The following is a 17,967-nucleotide window of genomic DNA, read 5'->3' on the forward strand; positions in this document are numbered from 1 at the left end:
TCCGACAACCTGAGCCCACACGCAAACGTTGACGCCAACCGGCTGTCGGTTTCGTGCTACAGGTTATTTCAAACCTTTTCAGGAGCAGCATCCATGGCCTACTGGCTGATGAAATCCGAGCCCGACGAGCTCTCGATCGAAGGGCTGGGCCATTTGGGCGAGGCGCGCTGGGATGGCGTACGAAACTACCAGGCCCGCAACTTCCTGCGGGCCATGAGCGTAGGTGATGAGTTCTTCTTTTACCACTCCAGCTGCCCGCAACCTGGCATTGCCGGGATCGGCCGCATCATCGCGGCGGCCTACCCGGACCCGACCGCACTCGATCCGCAAAGCCACTACCACGACGCCAAGGCCACTCCCGAGAAAAATCCGTGGAGCGCAGTGGATGTGGCGCATGTGAAGACATTCAGGCAGGTATTGGGGCTGGGGCTGCTCAAGCAACAGAGCGCACTGGCGGAGTTGCCGCTGGTGCACAAAGGGACGAGGTTGTCGGTGATGCCCGTGACCGAGGAGCAGTGGGCGGCGATTGTCGCACTGGCGCGGTGAGCGGCGGCCCCTTCACTTATCGCATGGGCAGTGCACGCCCAGGGACCGCGCAAACCCGGTTTGCTCAGATCACTGCACAATCAGATTATTGAACAGCAGGTCCTCGACAATCGGCTTGCCCTCTTCCGCTTCCATCACCTGCTGCACCTGCTTCAGTGCTTGCTGGCGCAGCGCCTCCTTGGCTTCGACGTTGCTCATGTTATCCACACCCTGTTGGGTGAACAGCGCCACCAGCTGGTTGCGAATCAGCGGTTCGTGGTGCTTCACCGCCTTGGCGGCTTCGTCACCGGTCACGCGCAGGGCCACGTCAGCCTTGTACACACGCAGCTTGGGGCCACCGTCGAGGGCGTAGTTGCCGACGAAGGGCGGGCTCAGGCTGATGTAGGAAACCTTGGGGGCTCCTTCCTTGGCTTCTTCGGCCATGGCCGCCGCTGGCAGCATCAGGGCCAGCACCATCAAGATCCACGCTTTCACTCATTCGCTCCTCAAAACAATTGGCGCCAGCTTACCCAGCACACCGCTCAAACCCAAGCCCCGGCTTATGCCAGCCCATCAGGGCGGGCCATGCTCGTTGACCCGGCCGGCGGCCCTCTTACACTTATCGGCCACTACACGCAAAGGAATAGCCCCGATGAAAGCTGTGTTGTGCAAAACCCTGGGCCCGGCACGCGACCTGGTGCTGGAAGAGGTGGCCAGCCCGGCGCCGAAAAAAAACGAGATTCTGCTGGATGTGCAAGCAGCCGGGGTCAACTTCCCCGACACCTTGATCATCGAAGGCAAATACCAGTTTCAGCCGCCACTGCCGTTCTCGCCGGGTGGCGAAGCTGCCGGTGTGGTTGCCGCGGTGGGTGAGCGCGCTGGGGCGTTCAAGGTGGGCGACAGGGTGATGGCCTTGACCGGCTGGGGGGCATTTGCCGAACAGGTGGCCGTGCCGTTCTACAACGTGATGCCCATTCCCGAAAGCATGGACTTCACCACCGCCGCCGCCTTTGGCATGACCTACGGCACCTCGATGCATGCACTCAAGCAACGCGGCCAACTGCAGCCTGGGGAAACCCTGCTGGTGCTGGGTGCATCCGGTGGGGTCGGCCTGGCGGCAGTGGAAATCGGCAAGGCCATGGGCGCCAAGGTGATCGCTGCGGCCAGCAGCGCCGAGAAGCTGGCCGTCGCCAAGGCGGCGGGGGCGGATGAGCTGATCGATTACAGCCAGGCCAGCCTCAAGGAAGAAATCAAGCGCCTGACCGGTGGCCAGGGTGTGGATGTGATCTATGACCCGGTTGGGGGTGAGCTGTTCGAGCAGGCCGTACGCGGGCTGGCGTGGAATGGCCGGCTGCTTGTGGTGGGCTTTGCCAGCGGGACGATCCCGCAGATGGCGGCTAACCTGGTGCTGCTCAAGGGCGCAGCGGTGCTCGGGGTGTTCTGGGGGTCGTTTGCCCAGCGCCAGCCGGAGGATAATGCGGGCAATTTCCGGCAGCTGTTCGCCTGGCATGCCGAGGGCAAGCTGAAACCGCTGATTTCTCAGACTTATCCACTGGCCGAGGCGGGTGCTGCGATCGAGCAATTGGGGCAAAGGAAGGCTGTGGGTAAGTTGGTGGTGCTGGCCAGGTAAGATTGCTGATTGATCGTGCCCCCACCGGCCCTATCGCCGGCAAGCCGGCGCCTACAGGTGCCGGCGTAATCCTAAGCGACTCGCCGGCGATAGGGCCGCAACAGGCTGGTTCAAACCTCGCGCAGGTTATGGCAGCGCCTGAAGCGCGCCTCCAGGTTGCGATCCGGCATCTGGTGATTGCGCAGTGCATTCAACGTCTGCTCTACATACTCGCGCGTGGTGCCATACCGCCCCTTGGCGCTTGCCAGGATCTGGCTGAGCAAGGTGTCCGGCAGGTTACCGGCGTAGCACGGCAGGTGCCGTTCCAGCACAAAACCAAGTGCCTGAACCTTGCTGCCATCACCCAACCGGCAACTGAGCCAATGCGGACGATAGGCGGGGAACGGCATCTCCCTTTGCCACAGAGCCATCAGCGAGTCATCGAGGTTGCTTTCATCCAGGCGATAGGCAAAACCACTGCACGAACCGCCGCGGTCCAGGCCGAACACCAGGCCTGGGGTTTCCGGGGTGCCCCGGTGCTCGTGCGACCACAAATACAGCCCACGGTGATAGCCATGCACGCGCGCGCGCTGGCGTTCGACCGAACTGCATTCCGGGCGCCAGATCAACGAACCATAGGCAAACAGCCACACCGGGCCACCTTCATGGCGTGACATGGTCATTTGCATGGAGTTGATCAATTGCTCGCGGGTCAATTGCTGGCCGAAGTCGAGCGCCGGAGGATAAGAACTTTTCCAGGACAAACTTTCAATTGCCGACATAAGCTGCCGCCATTATTCCCTGTGAACTACCGATATAGCGAAAGTCGCTGCGTGCCGGGCCCAGGCCCCACACCTTGTGTGCTTGCCTTCACCTTAGGATAGAAACACGCCAACACTCAAGCCCCGAGACCTAAGTTTTACGCGAACTTCCGACGATTGGAGAGCATTGTTTGGAGTATAGTGAAAGTTATTAGTCAAGGCGGTAATAATTACCGCCTTATACCCACTACCTGAAACTTTGGTTATTAACCACGCGGCGCGTAGGCAAACACATCGGCACGCATGCGGTGGGCATCCATACCGGCTTCGACCAGGGCGTCGAGGGTGGCATAGACCATGTTAGGTGAACCGCTGGCGTAGACGTGGACCGTGTTGAGGTCCTGAACGTCTTCACACACCGCTTCGTGCAGCATGCCGCAGCGGCCTTCCCAACCGCAAAGATCACTCACCACTTTGTGCAGGAACAGGTTGGGCAAGCGTTCCCATTCGTCCCAGTGTTCGATGGCGTAGAAGTCTTCGGGGCGGCGCACACCCCAGTAGAGGTGCACCGGGTGCTTGAAACCCTGGGCGCGGCAGTGTTCTACCAGGCTGTGCATCTGCCCCATGCCGGTACCGGCGGCGATCAGCACCAGCGGCCCATCGGGTAGCTCGGCCAGATGAGTGTCACCGAAAGGCATCTCTATGCGTGCCAGGCCGTTGCGCTGCAACTGCTCGAGCAACTGCAAGGCGCTGGCTTCACGCGCCAGCACGTGCAGCTCCAGATCACGCCCGCTATGGGGTGCCGAAGCCAGCGAAAACGCCGCCTGCTTGCCACCTTCGCGCTCGATCATCAGGTACTGCCCGGCGTGATAGCGCAGCGGCTTGCCAGCTGGCGCGCGCAAACGCACGCGCCAGACGTCGCCGCCGACATCAACGCATTCTGTGACGCTGCATGCCAGCTTTCGCACTGGCAGCTCGCCCAGGGCCAGCACACCATCCCAGAGCAAAACACAGTCCTCCAGCGGTTCGGCAATGCATGTGAACAGCTCGCCATGGTCGCGCTCTTCACCGTTCTGTAGAACGCGACCTTCGACCAACAATGCGGCGCAGACATGGCAATTGCCATTGCGGCAGCTGTTCGGGCAGTCATAGCCCAGCCGCCGCGCTCCATCCAGGATCCGTTCCCCGGGTTCAAGCGCCAGCACTGCCCCGGACGGCTGCAACGTTACCTGCATCAATCTATTCCCAACTGATCCCACAGCTCATCGATGCGGCGGGTGACGGCTTCGTCCTTGACGATGACCCGGCCCCATTCGCGTGTCGTCTCGCCTGGCCACTTGTGTGTGGCATCCAGGCCCATCTTCGACCCCAGGCCCGATACCGGCGACGCGAAGTCGAGGTAGTCGATCGGCGTGTTGTCGATCATCACCGTATCACGCTTGGGGTCCATGCGCGTGGTGATGGCCCAGATCACGTCATTCCAGTCACGGGCATTGATATCGTCGTCGGTGACGATAACGAATTTGGTGTACATGAACTGTCGCAGGAACGACCACACACCCAGCATCACGCGCTTGGCGTGGCCTGGGTACTGCTTCTTGATGGTGACCACCGCCATGCGGTACGAGCAGCCTTCCGGCGGCAGGTAGAAGTCGATGATCTCCGGGAACTGCTTTTGCAGGATCGGCACGAACACTTCGTTCAACGCCACACCGAGGATCGCCGGCTCATCAGGCGGCCGCCCGGTGTAGGTGCTGTGGTAGATCGGTTTTTGCCGATGGGTAATGCGCTCGACAGTGAACACCGGGAAGCTGTCCACTTCGTTGTAGTAGCCGGTGTGATCGCCGTAAGGGCCTTCTGGCGCCATTTCGCCTGGGTGGATCACGCCTTCGAGGATGATCTCGGCAGTTGCCGGCACCTGCAGGTTGCTGCCACGGCATTTCACCAGTTCGGTACGGTTGCCGCGCAACAGGCCGGCAAAGGCGTATTCGGACAGGGTATCGGGTACCGGCGTCACGGCACCGAGAATGGTCGCCGGGTCGGCGCCCAGGGCCACGGCAACCGGGAACGGCTGGCCAGGGTTCTTTTCGGACCACTCGCGATAGTCCAGCGCGCCGCCCCGGTGGCTCAACCAGCGCATGATGACCTTGTTGCGGCCGATGACCTGCTGGCGATAGATGCCCAGGTTCTGGCGGTCCTTGTTGGGGCCGCGGGTCACGGTCAGGCCCCAAGTGATCAGCGGGGCTACGTCACCAGGCCAGCAGTGCTGGATCGGCAACTGGCCGAGGTCGACATCATCGCCCTCGACCACGACTTCCTGACACACCGCATCCTTGACCACTTTCGGCGCCATCGACACGACCTTCTTGAAGATCGGCAGCTTCGACCAGGCATCTTTCAGGCCCTTCGGCGGCTCCGGCTCCTTGAGGAAGGCCAGCAGCTTGCCGATCTCGCGAAGCTCATCGACCGATTCGGCGCCCATACCCATGGCCACCCGCTGCGGGGTGCCGAACAGGTTGCCGAGCACCGGCATATCGAAGCCTGTGGGCTTTTCGAACAGCAAGGCCGGGCCCTTGGCACGCAGGGTGCGGTCGCACACCTCGGTCATTTCCAGGACAGGGGAGATAGGAACCTGGATGCGCTTGAGTTCGCCGCGCTGCTCCAGGCCACGGATGAAGTCGCGCAAATCGCGATACTGCATGCATGAGCCTCGTGTTGGCCGTATCGGTCGGGGTGCAGAGTGTAGCGCCGAACGGCGTGCAATGGCCAAAAATGACTTGGGGCCGCTTCGCCCCCCATCGCCGGCACGCCAGCCCCCACAAGGATCGCAGAGGACCTGTGGGAGCCGCCTTGCCGGCGATGGGCTGCGAAGCAGCCCCAATCATTACTTGACCGATCTAACCGCTTACTTGCGCTTCATCGACAGGAAGAACTCGTCGTTGGTCTTGGTCTGCTTGAGCTTGTCGACCAGGAACTCGATGGCGGCGATCTCGTCCATCGGGTGCAGCAGCTTGCGCAGGATCCACATGCGCTGCAGTTCGTCGTCGGCAGTCAGCAGCTCTTCGCGGCGGGTGCCGGAACGGTTGATGTTGATGGCCGGGAACACGCGTTTCTCGGCGATGCGGCGGTCCAGGGGCAGCTCCATGTTACCGGTACCCTTGAACTCTTCGTAGATCACTTCGTCCATCTTCGAGCCGGTTTCTACCAGCGCGGTGGCGATGATGGTCAGCGAACCGCCTTCCTCGATGTTACGTGCGGCACCGAAGAAGCGCTTCGGCTTCTCCAGGGCATGGGCGTCGACACCACCGGTCAGTACCTTGCCGGAGCTCGGGATCACGGTGTTGTAGGCACGTGCCAGGCGGGTGATGGAATCGAGCAGGATGACCACATCCTTTTTGTGCTCGACCAGGCGCTTGGCCTTCTCGATGACCATCTCGGCAACCTGCACGTGACGGGTCGGCGGCTCGTCGAAGGTCGAGGCGACCACTTCGCCGCGCACGGTGCGCTGCATTTCGGTCACTTCTTCCGGGCGCTCGTCGATCAGCAGAACGATCAGGTGGCACTCGGGGTTGTTACGGGTGATGTTCGCCGCGATGTTCTGCAGCATGATCGTCTTGCCCGCTTTCGGCGGAGCTACGATCAGGCCACGCTGGCCTTTGCCGATCGGGGCGCACAGGTCGATGACGCGGCCGGTCAAGTCTTCGGTGGAGCCGTTGCCGGCTTCCATCTTCAGGCGCTTGTTGGGGAACAGCGGCGTCAGGTTTTCGAACAGGATCTTGTTCTTCGCGTTTTCAGGGCGATCGAAGTTGATCGTGTCGACCTTCAGCAGGGCGAAGTAACGCTCCCCTTCCTTTGGCGGGCGGATCTTGCCGACGATGGTGTCGCCGGTACGCAGGTTGAAACGGCGGATCTGGCTAGGCGAGACGTAGATGTCGTCAGGGCCGGCCAGGTAGGACGCATCAGCCGAACGCAGGAAACCGAAACCATCCTGGAGAATCTCCAGCACGCCGTCACCCGAGATCTCTTCGCCGCTTTTCGCGTGCTTTTTCAGCAGGGCGAAAATCACGTCCTGTTTGCGCGAACGGGCCATGTTTTCGATGCCCATCTGTTCGGCCATTTCCAGCAGATCGGTAATCGGCTTTTGCTTGAGTTCAGTCAGGTTCATAAGGGGAGTGACGTAATCATGTATGAAGGGAGGATTAAGCTTCTGGCTTAATGAAGCCGCGCCGCTAGAAGGCGATAGGATCGCGCACAGATTCTAATTAGGAGTACGTCGGCGACGGCGTGCAGGGGGCACTGGAGAAGCAGTGCGAGGCCGAATGTAACACTTGCTTTTTTCGACGTCTAGTGGGTTGGAAAAGAAAAGCCCCGGGGTTTCCGGGGCTTTTCACATCACAGGTGGGCGTCGAGGAACGCGGCCAGCTGGGATTTGGACAGTGCGCCCACCTTGGTGGCCTCGACGTTGCCGTTCTTGAACAGCATCAGCGTCGGGATGCCACGCACGCCGTGCTTGGCCGGGGTTTCCTGATTGTCGTCGATGTTCAGCTTGGCGACGGTCAGTTTGCCCTCGTAGGTGGAAGCGATGTCGTCCAGGACTGGAGCGATCATCTTGCATGGGCCGCACCATTCAGCCCAGTAGTCGACCAGCACCGGGCCTTGGGCTTGCAGGACTTCGGCCTCGAAGGTGGCGTCGGTGACGTGTTTGATCAGATCGCTGCTCATGGATATCTCCAGGGTCGTAAGCAAAAAACGTGGCCCATCATAGCCGCACCCACGCCCTACAGGAAGTCGCGGACGATTGAGTGTCACTATAGTTGTGCAAGACGCCACGAATCGAAACTGTCACATAAGTGTCATAGCATCGAATGGCACATTGCCTTGCATCAACCCTTGGCGTGCCGCGCGTTGGCGACAGCCAAGTATCGTGGCACGATTGCCAGGTTAACGACCGAGAACCCTCAGATCATGCCGCATACCTCCGCGAAGAACCTGTCTCTGATCGCCGCCATCGACCTAGGCTCCAACAGTTTTCACATGGTCGTGGCCAAGGCTCACCACACCGAGATCCGCATTCTCGAGCGTCTCGGCGAAAAGGTTCAGCTGGCCGCCGGCATCGACGACGCGCGCAAGCTCAGCGAAGAAGCCATGGAACGGGGCCTTGAATGCCTCAAGCGCTTTGCCCAGCTGATAAACGGCATGCCCGCAGGCGCCGTACGCATAGTTGGCACCAACGCCCTGCGCGAGGCCCGCAACCGCAACGAATTCATCCAGCGTGCCGAGGCTATTCTCGGGCACCCTGTCGAAGTGATTTCCGGCCGTGAAGAGGCGCGCCTGATCTATCTGGGCGTATCCCACACCCTGGCCGACACCCCTGGCAAACGCTTGGTGGCCGACATCGGCGGTGGCAGCACCGAGTTCATCATTGGCCAACGGTTCGAGCCGCTGCTGCGTGAAAGCCTGCAAATGGGCTGCGTAAGCTTCACCCAGCGCTATTTCCGCGACGGCAAGATCACCCCGGCCCGCTACGCCCAGGCTTACACCGCTGCGCGCCTGGAGCTGATGAGCATCGAGAATGCCCTGCACCGCCTTACCTGGGACGAAGCCATTGGTTCGTCCGGGACCATCCGTGCCATTGGCGCCGCGATCAAGGCCGGCGGCCTGGGCAGTGGCGAGGTCAACGCCGAAGGCCTGGCCTGGGTCAAGCGCAAGATGTTCAAGCTGGGTGAAGCCGACAAGATCGATTTCGACGGGGTCAAGCCCGACCGCCGCGCCATCTTCCCGGCTGGCATGGCGATTCTCGAAGCGATCTTCGATGCACTGGAACTGCAGCGCATGGACCACTGCGATGGCGCCCTGCGTGAAGGCGTGCTGTTCGACCTGCTGGGCCGCCACCATCACGAAGACGTGCGCGAACGCACCCTGAACTCGCTGATGGAGCGCTACCACGTTGACCAGGGCCAGGCTGCACGGGTCGAGCGCAAGGCATTGCATGCCTTTGACCAAGTGGCCAAGGCGTGGGACCTGGAAGATGGAAATTGGCGCGATCTACTGGGATGGGCCGCTAAAATTCACGAAATAGGGCTGGATATCGCCCACTATCACTACCACAAGCACGGCGCCTACCTGATCGAGCACTCCGACCTGTCGGGCTTCTCCCGTGAAGACCAGCAGATGATGGCCCTGCTGGTGCGCGGCCACCGTCGGAACATTCCCAAGGACAAGTTCGCCGAGTTGGGCGATGAAGGCGTCAAGCTGCTGCGCCTGTGCGTGCTCCTGCGTTTCGCCATCCTGTTCCACCACATCCGTGGCACCCAGCAGATGCCGAAGGTGCAGCTCGAGGCTGCCGATAACAGCCTGAACGTGGTCTTCCCGAAGGGCTGGCTGGAAGAGAACCAACTGACCCAGGCCGACTTCGCCAACGAGGCGGAGTGGCTGGCCCGGGTCAATTTCGTCCTCAGCGTACGTTAAGTACCGGGTTGCTCAGGCGCTCCAGCAGGGTCGCCTGGGCACTTCGCGGGTTCTGGTTACCGGTCGGCGTGCTGCGCAGGTAACGCCCGTCAGGCTGCAGCGTCCAGGCGTGGGTGTTGTCGGTCAGGTAGCCTTCCAGCTCCTTCTTCACCCGCAGCAGTAGCTTCTTGCCCTCTACCGGGAAGCAGGTCTCGACACGCTTGTCGAGGTTGCGCTCCATCCAGTCGGCGCTGGACAGGTAGATCTGCTCTTCGCCGCCATTGAGGAAGTAGAACACCCGGGTGTGCTCGAGGAAGCGGCCAATGATCGACCGCACCTGGATGTTGTGCGACACCCCCGGAATGCCTGGGCGCAGGCAGCACATGCCACGCACCACCAGGTCGATCTTCACGCCCGACTGGCTGGCCTTGTACAGCGCCTTGATGACCTTGGCATCGGTCAACGAGTTGAACTTGGCGATGATGTGCGCGGGCTTGCCCTCGAGGGCGAACTGCGTTTCCCGGGCAATCATGTCGAGCATGCCCTTCTTCAGGGTGAACGGCGCGTGCAGCAGCTTTTTCATGCGCAGCGTCTTGCCCATGCCGATCAGCTGGCTGAACAGTTTGCCGACGTCCTCGGTGAGCGCGTCGTCAGAAGTCAGCAGGCTGTAGTCGGTGTACAGGCGGGCGTTACCGGCATGGTAGTTACCGGTACCCAGGTGCGCATAGCGCACGATCTCGCCCTGCTCACGGCGCAGGATCAGCATCATCTTGGCGTGGGTCTTGAAGCCGACCACACCGTAGATCACCACGGCGCCCGCGGCCTGCAGGCGGCTGGCCATCTGCAGGTTGGACTCTTCGTCGAAACGCGCACGCAACTCGATCACCGCGGTGACTTCCTTGCCGTTACGCGCGGCATCGACCAAGGCGTCGACGATCTCCGAGTTGGCGCCGGAGCGGTATAGGGTCTGGCGCACGGCGAGCACATGCGGGTCCTTGGCGGCCTGGCGCAGCAGGTCGACCACCGGGGTGAAGGACTCGAACGGGTGCATCAGCAGGATGTCCTGCTTGCTGATCACACTGAAGATGTTGTCGGCATTCACCAGCAGCTTGGGGATCGCCGGAGTGAACGGCGTGTACTGCAGCTCCGGGTGGCTGTCCAGGCTGGTGATGCTGAACAGGCGGGTCAGGTTGACCGGGCCGTTGACCTGATACAGCTCGCTCTCGCTCAGGCTGAACTGCTTGAGCAGGTAATCGGACAGGTGTTTCGGGCAGGTATCGGCCACCTCCAGGCGCACCGCATCGCCATAACGGCGCGAGAACAGCTCGCCGCGCAGGGCGCGGGCGAGGTCGTCGACCTCTTCCGAATCCAGCGCCAGGTCGGCGTTACGGGTCAGGCGGAACTGATAGCAACCCTTCACCTTCATGCCCTGGAACAGGTCGTCGGCGTGGGCGTGGATCATCGATGACAGGAACACGTAGTTGTCGCCAGCACCGCCGACCTCTTCAGGCACACGGATAACCCGCGGCAGCAGGCGCGGCGCCGGGATGATCGCCAGGCCCGAGTCGCGGCCAAAGGCATCGACACCTTCGAGTTCGACGATGAAGTTGAGGCTCTTGTTTACCAGCAACGGGAAAGGGTGCGTAGGGTCGAGGCCGATCGGGGTGATGATCGGCGCGATCTCGTCGCGGAAGTAGCGGCGCACCCAGGTCTTGAGTTTGGGCGTCCAGTAACGGCGGCGGATGAAGCGGATGGCGTGCTTCTCGAGCTCCGGCAGCAGCACATCGTTGAGGATCGCGTACTGACGCTCCACTTCGAAGTGCACCAGCTCGCTGATGCGCGCCAGCGCCTGATGCGGCTGCAGGCCGTCGGCACCTGCCTGCTCGCGGGCGAAGTTGATCTGCTTCTTCAGGCCCGCCACGCGGATCTCGAAGAACTCGTCGAGGTTGCTGGAGAAAATCAGCAGGAATTTCAGCCGCTCGAGCAGCGGGTAGGACTCATCCAGCGCCTGCTCCAGCACGCGAATGTTGAACTGCAACTGCGACAGTTCGCGATGAATGTACAGGCTGCTGTCGTCCAGGCTCGGGGTGGCGATGGCGGGCGTGGGCGCATGCACAGGGGCAGGCGCGACGGCGGCCTCGACTACAGGTTCCGGGAGCTCTGGCAGGTCTGGTGGGGTCTGCACCATTTCTTCAGGGACTGCCTCGGCATCCTTGATCACGACAGGTGTTAGCACTTCATTATTCATCTGGACGTTCCTGGAGGACGTTAACGCCCTATCATCAATTGAGCGGGACGATAAGCAGCCATTATGACGCCTGTGTTACAGACTGACGCAAGCCGCAGCTTGAGGGCAAAGCCATTGTCCTTGTAGGAATTGTTCACGTCGAGACACATTTGGACACTTTCACGAATGCCCGCGAAGGGGTAGGCTGCGCGTTCATTTCGCCAGCACCTCAGAAAATGCTTCAACAATTCCTGCAGGATTTCGGCTATTTTGCCCTTTTTCTAGGCACCTTCTTCGAAGGCGAGACCATCCTGGTGCTTGCAGGATTTCTCGCGTTCCGCGGGTACATGGACATCAGCCTGGTGGTGATCGTGGCGTTCTTCGGCAGCTATGCCGGCGACCAGCTGTGGTACTTCATGGGCCGCCGCCACGGGCGCAAGATTTTGGCACGCAAGCCGCGCTGGCAGGCCATGGGCGATCGCGCGCTTGAGCATATTCGCCGCCACCCCGATATCTGGGTGTTGAGCTTCCGCTTCGTGTACGGCCTGCGCACGGTCATGCCCGTGGCCATCGGCCTGTCTGGCTACCCACCACGCCGCTACCTGCTGCTCAATGGTATCGGCGCTGCTGTCTGGGCCTTGGCACTGGGCGCTGCCGCGTACCACTTCGGTGCCATTCTCGAAGGCATGCTGGGCAACGTGAAGAAGTACGAGCTATGGGTGCTCGGTGGCCTGCTGCTGCTGGGCGCCCTGCTCTGGCTGCGCCGGCGCTTTCGCACGTTGCGCGCGGAGCGCAAGGCGGCGGCAGAGAGCAAGGCCACAGAGGCTGAGCACGCTGTAAAACACGAGCAGGAACCAGGCCAGCGGCGTAACCGCCCATAAGCCCAAAGCGCCCGCCATATACAGGGCCGGCGCATTCGACAGCAGGCGCGCCAGTTCCAGGCGCCCTGCCCACGGCCTGTCCTCCAGTGCCGCCCCCAGCGTGAACAGCCCGAACGCCATCACCGACCAGCCCAGCACCAAGGCCGCTGCCGGCACTCGCTCGGCGGCATCCATCAGGTAACTGCCCAGCGCCACATAAACGGCGAATTGCAGCACCACATACACCTGCTGCGCCCGCCCCAGAGCAATCTCGAATTTGCGGAACAGGGCCAGGTTCTGCTTGGCCTGTGGATAACGCGCGGCCACATCGGCCGGGCGCCATCCGGTGGGCATGAACCAGATACGCAGCTTGTCCCAGAAGCGCTCGGTGCGCCGGGCGTCGTCCCAAAGCTGGGCGTAAAACTGCAGGTTGGCCCACAGCGGGTTCCAGCTGGCCAGCGGCGTGGTCACGCCAAACACCACGGGTTCGGCCGGGTCTTCTTCCTTGAAGGTGCCGAACAGGCGGTCCCAGAAAATGAACACACCGCCGTAGTTACGATCCAAGTAAACAGGATTTTGCGCATGGTGGACGCGATGGTTGGACGGCGTGATCAGCACCCATTCGAGCCAGCCCAACTTGGGAACGTGCCGGGTATGCACCCAGAACTGGTACAACAGGTTGAGCGAGGCCACGGTGATGAACACCAGTGGCGGCACGCCGATCAGCGCCAGCGGCAGGTAGAAGATCCACGAAAAGATGAAGCCGCTGCTGGTCTGACGCAGTGCTGTGGTGAGGTTGTATTCCTCGCTCTGGTGGTGCACCGAATGGGCTGCCCACAACACGTTGCGCTCGTGACCCAGGCGGTGCAGCCAGTAGTAGCAGAAGTCGTACAGCACGAAGGCCAGCAACCAGACCCACCAGGCACCCTGCGGCAAACGCAGCAGCGCCAGGTGCTCCCAGGCCAGCGCATAGGTCAGCAGCCCTACCCCTTTGGTCAGCAACCCGGTGCTGGTGGACAGCACGCCGGTGCTCAGGCTGTTGATCGAGTCGGCCAGGGTGAAATTGCGCTGGCCGCGGACACGGTCGGCAACCAGCTCAACCGCAATCAACACGAAGAAGAACGGCACGGCCAGCAATATCAGGTCCATGGACAGCAGCCTCGAAGGGTGTCCACAGAGATTAGGATGCACCCATGGGAATCCCTATGGCCACATCTGCCAAACTAGAGGACATTTAGCGCCTCGACACGGGAGTAATGAGCATGACGAAAAAAGTAGCGGTGATTCTTTCCGGCTGTGGCGTCTACGACGGCGCCGAAATCCATGAAAGCGTGATCACCCTGCTGCGCCTCGACCAGCGCGGCGCACAGGTGCAGTGCTTTGCGCCGAACATCGCGCAGATGCACGTGATCAACCACCTGACCGGTGAGCAGATGCCCGAGTCGCGCAACGTGCTGGTGGAATCGGCGCGCATTGCCCGGGGCGAGGTGAAAGATATCCGTGAAGCCAACGTTGAAGACTTCGACGCGCTGATCGTGCCGGGCGGTTTCGGCGCAGCGAAGAACCTGTCCAATTTTGCCGTGGAAGGCTCCGAGTGCACGGTGCAGCCGGAGCTCCTGGCTTTGGCCGAGGCCTTTGCCGAAGCCTGCAAGCCAGTTGGCCTGATCTGCATCTCGCCGGCACTGGCGGCGAAAATCTACGGCCCAGGCGTGGTCTGCACCATCGGTAAGGATGCAGATACCGCTGCGGCAGTGGTCAAGATGGGCGGCACGCATGAAGAATGCGATGTGCATGACATCGTCGAAGACACCCAGCGCAAACTGGTGACCACCCCTGCGTACATGGTCGCCACGTCGATCAGCGAGGCGGCTGGCGGGATCTACAAGCTGGTGGATCGCGTGCTGGAGCTGACCCACGAGGGTGACTGATCAGCTCTTGATCAGGCGCGTGAGGATACGGTCCAGCGCATTGGCGAACGCCTGCTTCTCGCGTTCGCCATAAGGCGCCTGCCCGCCCCCGACCTGGCCCTGCTCACGCAGTTCGGTAAACAGGTTGCGCACTGCCAGCCGATCCCCCATGTTGCGCTCGTCGAACTCACGGCCGCGCGGGTCCAGGGCCGCGACGCCTTTCTTGATCAGGCGGTCGGCCAATGGCACATCGCTGCAGATGACCAGCTCGCCGGGCGCGGCGTGTTCGACCAGGTAATCGTCAGCGGCGTCCATGCCGCTCGGCACGACAATCAGCCGCACCACGGCGAACGCCGGCTTGGCCACGGCCTGGCCGGCCACCATGATGACCTCGAGCTTGCGCTTGAGGGCGAATTTGACGATCAGGTCCTTGGCTGCCTTGGGGCAGGCGTCGGCGTCGATCCATATGCGCATGTGGCAATTCTCTCTTCAGAGCTGTACCGGCCTCTTCGCGGGCAAGCCCGCTCCTACAGGTTCGCGCCGCCTCAAAGCTTGCGCTGTACCTGTAGGAGCGGGCTTGCCCGCGAAGAGGCCGGCAGCATCAATAACTAAACCGCAGCCCGGCGCTTCTCGGCCAGGCGACTTCGCCCATAAAGCACCACAATCGCCAGCAACGCCAGCGCCTGTGCCGCCAGCGAGTACGCGTCGGCATGAATCCCCAACCAATCGAACTCGAAGAACGCCACAGGCCGGGTACCAAGCACGCCTGCCTCTTGCAACGCCTTCACGCCGTGCCCGGCAAACACTACCGACAGCGCACACAGCAGCCCGGCGTTGATGCTGAAGAACAGCGACAGCGGCAGTTTGGCCGAACCGCGCAGGATCACCCAGGCCAGGCCGACCAGCAGCACCAGCGCCGTTGCGCCTCCGGCCAGTACAGCTTGGTGCCCTGCAGGCCCAGCCTGCAGCCACAGGGTTTCGTAAAACAGGATCACTTCGAACAGCTCGCGGTACACCGAGAAGAACGCCAGCATGGCAAAGCCGAAACGCCCACCGCCGCTGACCAGGCTGCTCTTGATGTAGTCCTGCCAAGCCGCAGCATGGCGGCGGTCGTGCATCCACACGCCAAGCCACAGCACCATCACCGCCGCGAACAGCGCGGTGCACCCTTCGAGCAGTTCACGCTGGGCGCCGCCGACGTTGATCACATAAGCAGCCAGGGCCCAGGTTGCAAAACCGGCGATTAGCGCCAGGCCCCAGCCGATATTGACGCTGCGCACTGCCGACTGCTGGCCAGTGTTGCGCAGGAAGGCCAGGATCGCAGCTAGCACCAGAATGGCTTCAAGGCCCTCACGCAGCAGAATCAGCAGGCCGGAAATGTAGCTCAGCGACCAACTCAGGCCATCACTGCCTAGCAACCTGGACGCTTGATCGAGCTTGGCCTTGGCCTCAGCCAGCCGCTGTTCTGCCTGGGCCACCGGCAGGCCGTCCTGCAGCGCCTGCCGGTAGGCCATCAGGGTTTTTTCGGTGTCCTTGCGCGCCTGGGTGTCGATGTTGTCCAGCGAGCTTTCCACCAGTTCGAAGCCCTCCAGGTAGGCCGCTACCGACAGGTCGTAGGCCTGGTCGTGATCGCCTGCGCGGTAGGCTGCCAGGCTCTTGTCCAGGGTACTGGCGGTATATTCGAGCACCTGCGCCGGGCCACGCTTGACCTGTGGCGGCTGGGCACGCTGGGCGCGGAAAGCTTCCACGAACGCGGCACCTTCGTTAGCGGCCACTTCCGCCGGGGTCTGGCGGGCCAGGTCGGCCAGGTTCCAGGTCTTGTCACCCTTGGCAGCCTGCGGGTCGGCGGTGAAGCTGGCGATATAGGCGGCGACGTCCCAGCGCTGGCGGTCATCGAGTTGGTCGGCGAAGGACGGCATTTCGGTGCCGTCGATGCCAAGCGCCAGGGTGTTGTAGAGGTCGAACAGGCTCAACTGGTCAAGGCGTGCGACATCACGCAAGTTCGCCGGTGCCGGCTCCAGGCCGACGCCAGCCGGGCCGTCACCTGCGCCAGTGTCACCGTGGCAGATCGAGCAGTTCTGCGCGTACAGCGACGCGCCCCGGGCCGGATCAGGTGTAATCACCGGCGCCTGGCTGACCTCGTAGGCCACCGCCAGGCGAGCCCCCAGCTGACGGGCCTGCTTGGCGACTGCTGTGCCCTCCTGACGTTGCTCGATGGCCTGGCGCAGGGCTTGTACCCCTTGCTCCAGTTCAGCTTGCTCGGCATTTGCCGGCAGGCCTTTGACCAAGTCGGCCAGTACGGCGCTGAATTCCTGTTGCTCGCGGTACTCCCCGGTATCGATCACCTTGCCGTCGCGCACGGTCGGCGGGTAGTCGGCGCCGATGTAGTCCAGCAGGTGCAAGGCCTTGGTGGCCTCGGCGGGGGCTTCGGCGTGGGCCAAGCTGCTGCACAGCGCCAGCACCGGGCCTAGCAGTAATGCTGGAAGCCAGGCGAGCAGACGGGAACGGGTTTTCATGGCCAGACTCGAAGGGAATGCGAAAGAGAACATTGTTCACTTCCACTCTTCTTACCTCAAGGTTTGTGGGCGGATTTCATGAAAAACCTTGCTACAAAACAGCTTGGGTCTGCTTCGCAGCCCATCGCCGGCAAGCCGGCTCCCACACGTACAGCGCACCACTTGAGCTCGCAGCTGTAACTGCGGACGCCGGTTACCGGCCATGGGGCCTCGGAGCGGCCCCATAGACAAGCTCACTGAAGAGCCTTGCTCATCCCCCGCTCCAGATCATCAATCAATGCCTTGGCCATCTCACTGAGAATCCGCGCTGCACTGCCGGCGACACGATCGTTTTCCATCTCAGCTTCGGTGGTGAGGTGACGGATGCAGCCGAGTAGCACCGAGAGTTGCGAGAAAGCATGGTCGAACGGCACATCAGGTTTCAGGCTAAACAGGTCGAAGGTTTCAATGCCTGCCGTCGAGGCATGGCCTGGGCGCTTGCTCACGGTCTGGCTCCTTGAACACCTACATGCTCGTTCAACGCATTGATCATCCGGCATAGCAGGCGGATGTTCATGCCCATGGCGTCCCGCTGCGGCCCTTGCTGGCTGTCGAGCAGGACGCTGGTGGTCTGCTGCACGGCCTGGGTCAGTGCATGGATTAGCGCGCTGCACTCTTTGGCGGTGGGTGGGTCGGGGAGCGAGATGGTGGGTGGATCGAGCAGAAGCAGAACGGATGGGGGCGGATCGGGAACGAGTTTTTTCATGGTGAATCTCCGTATGAAGAGCTGAAACTGCCATTCCTCCTCGTCTCACGGATTTAGGTGGCAGTCGCGCACGGGGTGAGACCCGGGACATACGGTAACCCCGGCCAGACCGAAGCCTGCCCGTGCACGACCACCATTAAGCGGTGCTACCGAATGTAGACCGGGTGTCTCACGCCCGATCGCCTTGCGAGGCGACCCATGGACATTATTCCTGGAGCGCTTTCCAGCAAAGACGGCAGCTTCCGACAGGCGCCGTAGGATAATTCGACGCAGGAAGAGAACTGAAGCATTTGGTTTCAGGTTCGGAAATGTCTTACGGCTTAGTGGCCATGGCGAGGCCTTTGCCCTCAATCGCTGGCAAGCCAGCTCC

At 61.9% G+C, this 17,967-nt stretch carries 16 protein-coding genes and 1 pseudogene; 5 read left to right on the forward strand and 12 right to left on the reverse strand.

Going from position 1 to position 17,967, the window contains the following annotated elements; genetic code table 11:
- Positions 1-93: 93 nt before the first annotated feature.
- On the forward strand, positions 94-546 hold the full coding sequence (locus ACFY68_RS02335) for an EVE domain-containing protein (RefSeq protein ID WP_387522968.1): 453 nt from the start codon (positions 94-96) through the stop codon (positions 544-546).
- Between the two features lie 69 nt (positions 547-615).
- On the opposite strand, the gene ACFY68_RS02340 is transcribed toward ACFY68_RS02335, so the two are convergent.
- On the reverse strand, positions 616-1,020 hold the full coding sequence (locus tag ACFY68_RS02340; protein ID WP_387522970.1) for a flagellar basal body-associated protein FliL: 405 nt from the start codon (positions 1,018-1,020) through the stop codon (positions 616-618).
- Between the two features lie 157 nt (positions 1,021-1,177).
- On the opposite strand from ACFY68_RS02340, the gene ACFY68_RS02345 reads away from it, so the two are divergent.
- Positions 1,178-2,155 carry an NADPH:quinone oxidoreductase family protein gene (locus ACFY68_RS02345; RefSeq protein ID WP_387522972.1) on the forward strand — a complete coding sequence of 326 codons (978 nt, stop codon included), beginning with the start codon at positions 1,178-1,180 and terminating at the stop codon, positions 2,153-2,155.
- 110 nt (positions 2,156-2,265) lie between these two features.
- On the opposite strand, the gene ACFY68_RS02350 is transcribed toward ACFY68_RS02345, so the two are convergent.
- The 5 genes from ACFY68_RS02350 to trxA all read right to left on the reverse strand — a co-directional run bounded on the left by ACFY68_RS02350 (position 2,266) and on the right by trxA (position 7,617).
- Complete coding sequence (locus tag ACFY68_RS02350) at positions 2,266-2,916, reverse strand: gamma-glutamylcyclotransferase (protein ID WP_387522974.1); 651 nt, start codon at positions 2,914-2,916, stop codon at positions 2,266-2,268.
- Positions 2,917-3,161: 245 nt separating this feature from the next.
- Positions 3,162-4,130, reverse strand: coding sequence for a CDP-6-deoxy-delta-3,4-glucoseen reductase (locus tag ACFY68_RS02355; RefSeq protein ID WP_387522976.1), 969 nt, complete (start codon positions 4,128-4,130; stop codon positions 3,162-3,164).
- Complete coding sequence (ubiD, locus tag ACFY68_RS02360; RefSeq protein ID WP_387522978.1) at positions 4,130-5,596, reverse strand: 4-hydroxy-3-polyprenylbenzoate decarboxylase; 1,467 nt, start codon at positions 5,594-5,596, stop codon at positions 4,130-4,132. Before ubiD ends, ACFY68_RS02355 begins: the two co-directional genes overlap by 1 nt.
- Before the next feature lie 204 nt (positions 5,597-5,800).
- Positions 5,801-7,060, reverse strand: coding sequence for a transcription termination factor Rho (rho, locus tag ACFY68_RS02365; RefSeq protein WP_003253661.1), 1,260 nt, complete (start codon positions 7,058-7,060; stop codon positions 5,801-5,803).
- Positions 7,061-7,287: 227 nt separating this feature from the next.
- Positions 7,288-7,617: a thioredoxin TrxA gene (gene trxA, locus ACFY68_RS02370; protein ID WP_009684153.1), complete on the reverse strand. Its 330-nt coding sequence runs from the start codon at positions 7,615-7,617 to the stop codon at positions 7,288-7,290.
- Between the two features lie 243 nt (positions 7,618-7,860).
- Between trxA and ppx the strand changes: the two genes are divergently transcribed.
- A complete protein-coding gene (ppx, locus tag ACFY68_RS02375; RefSeq protein WP_387522981.1) occupies positions 7,861-9,363 on the forward strand; it encodes an exopolyphosphatase in 1,503 nt (500 codons plus the stop codon).
- On the opposite strand, the gene ppk1 is transcribed toward ppx, so the two are convergent.
- Positions 9,350-11,590, reverse strand: coding sequence for a polyphosphate kinase 1 (ppk1, locus tag ACFY68_RS02380; protein WP_387522983.1), 2,241 nt, complete (start codon positions 11,588-11,590; stop codon positions 9,350-9,352). The two genes, ppx and ppk1, sit on opposite strands and share 14 nt — an antisense overlap.
- Before the next feature lie 215 nt (positions 11,591-11,805).
- Between ppk1 and ACFY68_RS02385 the strand changes: the two genes are divergently transcribed.
- Positions 11,806-12,450: a DedA family protein gene (locus ACFY68_RS02385; protein WP_346615238.1), complete on the forward strand. Its 645-nt coding sequence runs from the start codon at positions 11,806-11,808 to the stop codon at positions 12,448-12,450.
- 501 nt (positions 12,451-12,951) lie between these two features.
- Here ACFY68_RS02385 and ACFY68_RS02390 read toward each other — a convergent pair.
- Positions 12,952-13,578: pseudogene (locus ACFY68_RS02390) on the reverse strand (sterol desaturase family protein); the annotation flags it as partial.
- Positions 13,579-13,691: 113 nt separating this feature from the next.
- Between ACFY68_RS02390 and elbB the strand changes: the two are divergent.
- The gene (gene elbB / locus ACFY68_RS02395) at positions 13,692-14,357 is read left to right on the forward strand and encodes an isoprenoid biosynthesis glyoxalase ElbB (RefSeq protein ID WP_387522985.1); all 666 of its coding nucleotides are present in this window, start codon (positions 13,692-13,694) and stop codon (positions 14,355-14,357) included.
- Here the strand turns inward: elbB and ACFY68_RS02400 are convergent, their stop codons facing one another.
- The 4 genes from ACFY68_RS02400 to ACFY68_RS02415 form a co-directional block, all read right to left on the reverse strand.
- Complete coding sequence (locus ACFY68_RS02400) at positions 14,358-14,810, reverse strand: YaiI/YqxD family protein (protein WP_387522987.1); 453 nt, start codon at positions 14,808-14,810, stop codon at positions 14,358-14,360.
- 134 nt (positions 14,811-14,944) lie between these two features.
- A complete protein-coding gene (locus tag ACFY68_RS02405) occupies positions 14,945-16,885 on the reverse strand; it encodes an FTR1 family protein (protein ID WP_387522989.1) in 1,941 nt (646 codons plus the stop codon).
- Positions 16,886-17,085: 200 nt separating this feature from the next.
- Positions 17,086-17,301 carry a DUF3077 domain-containing protein gene (locus tag ACFY68_RS02410; protein ID WP_346615297.1) on the reverse strand — a complete coding sequence of 72 codons (216 nt, stop codon included), beginning with the start codon at positions 17,299-17,301 and terminating at the stop codon, positions 17,086-17,088.
- Positions 17,302-17,333: 32 nt separating this feature from the next.
- Positions 17,334-17,597 (reverse strand): hypothetical protein, encoded by a 264-nt coding sequence (locus ACFY68_RS02415; protein ID WP_387522991.1) that lies wholly within the window; start codon positions 17,595-17,597, stop codon positions 17,334-17,336.
- Positions 17,598-17,967 lie beyond the last annotated feature (370 nt).

It is taken from the genome of Pseudomonas sp. NPDC012596, from assembly GCF_042902325.1.
Taxonomy (GTDB): domain Bacteria; phylum Pseudomonadota; class Gammaproteobacteria; order Pseudomonadales; family Pseudomonadaceae; genus Aquipseudomonas.

What these genes read in the sequence shown, in the direction of transcription:
- ACFY68_RS02350 (WP_387522974.1), bottom strand. Translation starts at nt 2,916, where the DNA reads ATGTCGGCAATTGAAAGTTTGTCCTGGAAAAGTTCTTATCCTCCGGCG.
- ppx (WP_387522981.1), top strand. Translation starts at nt 7,861, where the DNA reads ATGCCGCATACCTCCGCGAAGAACCTGTCTCTGATCGCCGCCATCGAC.
- ppk1 (WP_387522983.1), bottom strand. Translation starts at nt 11,590, where the DNA reads ATGAATAATGAAGTGCTAACACCTGTCGTGATCAAGGATGCCGAGGCA.
- ACFY68_RS02335 (WP_387522968.1), top strand. Translation starts at nt 94, where the DNA reads ATGGCCTACTGGCTGATGAAATCCGAGCCCGACGAGCTCTCGATCGAA.
- ACFY68_RS02405 (WP_387522989.1), bottom strand. Translation starts at nt 16,885, where the DNA reads ATGTTCTCTTTCGCATTCCCTTCGAGTCTGGCCATGAAAACCCGTTCC.
- ACFY68_RS02345 (WP_387522972.1), top strand. Translation starts at nt 1,178, where the DNA reads ATGAAAGCTGTGTTGTGCAAAACCCTGGGCCCGGCACGCGACCTGGTG.
- ACFY68_RS02355 (WP_387522976.1), bottom strand. Translation starts at nt 4,130, where the DNA reads ATGCAGGTAACGTTGCAGCCGTCCGGGGCAGTGCTGGCGCTTGAACCC.
- ACFY68_RS02400 (WP_387522987.1), bottom strand. Translation starts at nt 14,810, where the DNA reads ATGCGCATATGGATCGACGCCGACGCCTGCCCCAAGGCAGCCAAGGAC.
- ubiD (WP_387522978.1), bottom strand. Translation starts at nt 5,596, where the DNA reads ATGCAGTATCGCGATTTGCGCGACTTCATCCGTGGCCTGGAGCAGCGC.
- elbB (WP_387522985.1), top strand. Translation starts at nt 13,692, where the DNA reads ATGACGAAAAAAGTAGCGGTGATTCTTTCCGGCTGTGGCGTCTACGAC.
- ACFY68_RS02385 (WP_346615238.1), top strand. Translation starts at nt 11,806, where the DNA reads ATGCTTCAACAATTCCTGCAGGATTTCGGCTATTTTGCCCTTTTTCTA.
- trxA (WP_009684153.1), bottom strand. Translation starts at nt 7,617, where the DNA reads ATGAGCAGCGATCTGATCAAACACGTCACCGACGCCACCTTCGAGGCC.
- rho (WP_003253661.1), bottom strand. Translation starts at nt 7,060, where the DNA reads ATGAACCTGACTGAACTCAAGCAAAAGCCGATTACCGATCTGCTGGAA.
- ACFY68_RS02415 (WP_387522991.1), bottom strand. Translation starts at nt 17,597, where the DNA reads ATGAAAAAACTCGTTCCCGATCCGCCCCCATCCGTTCTGCTTCTGCTC.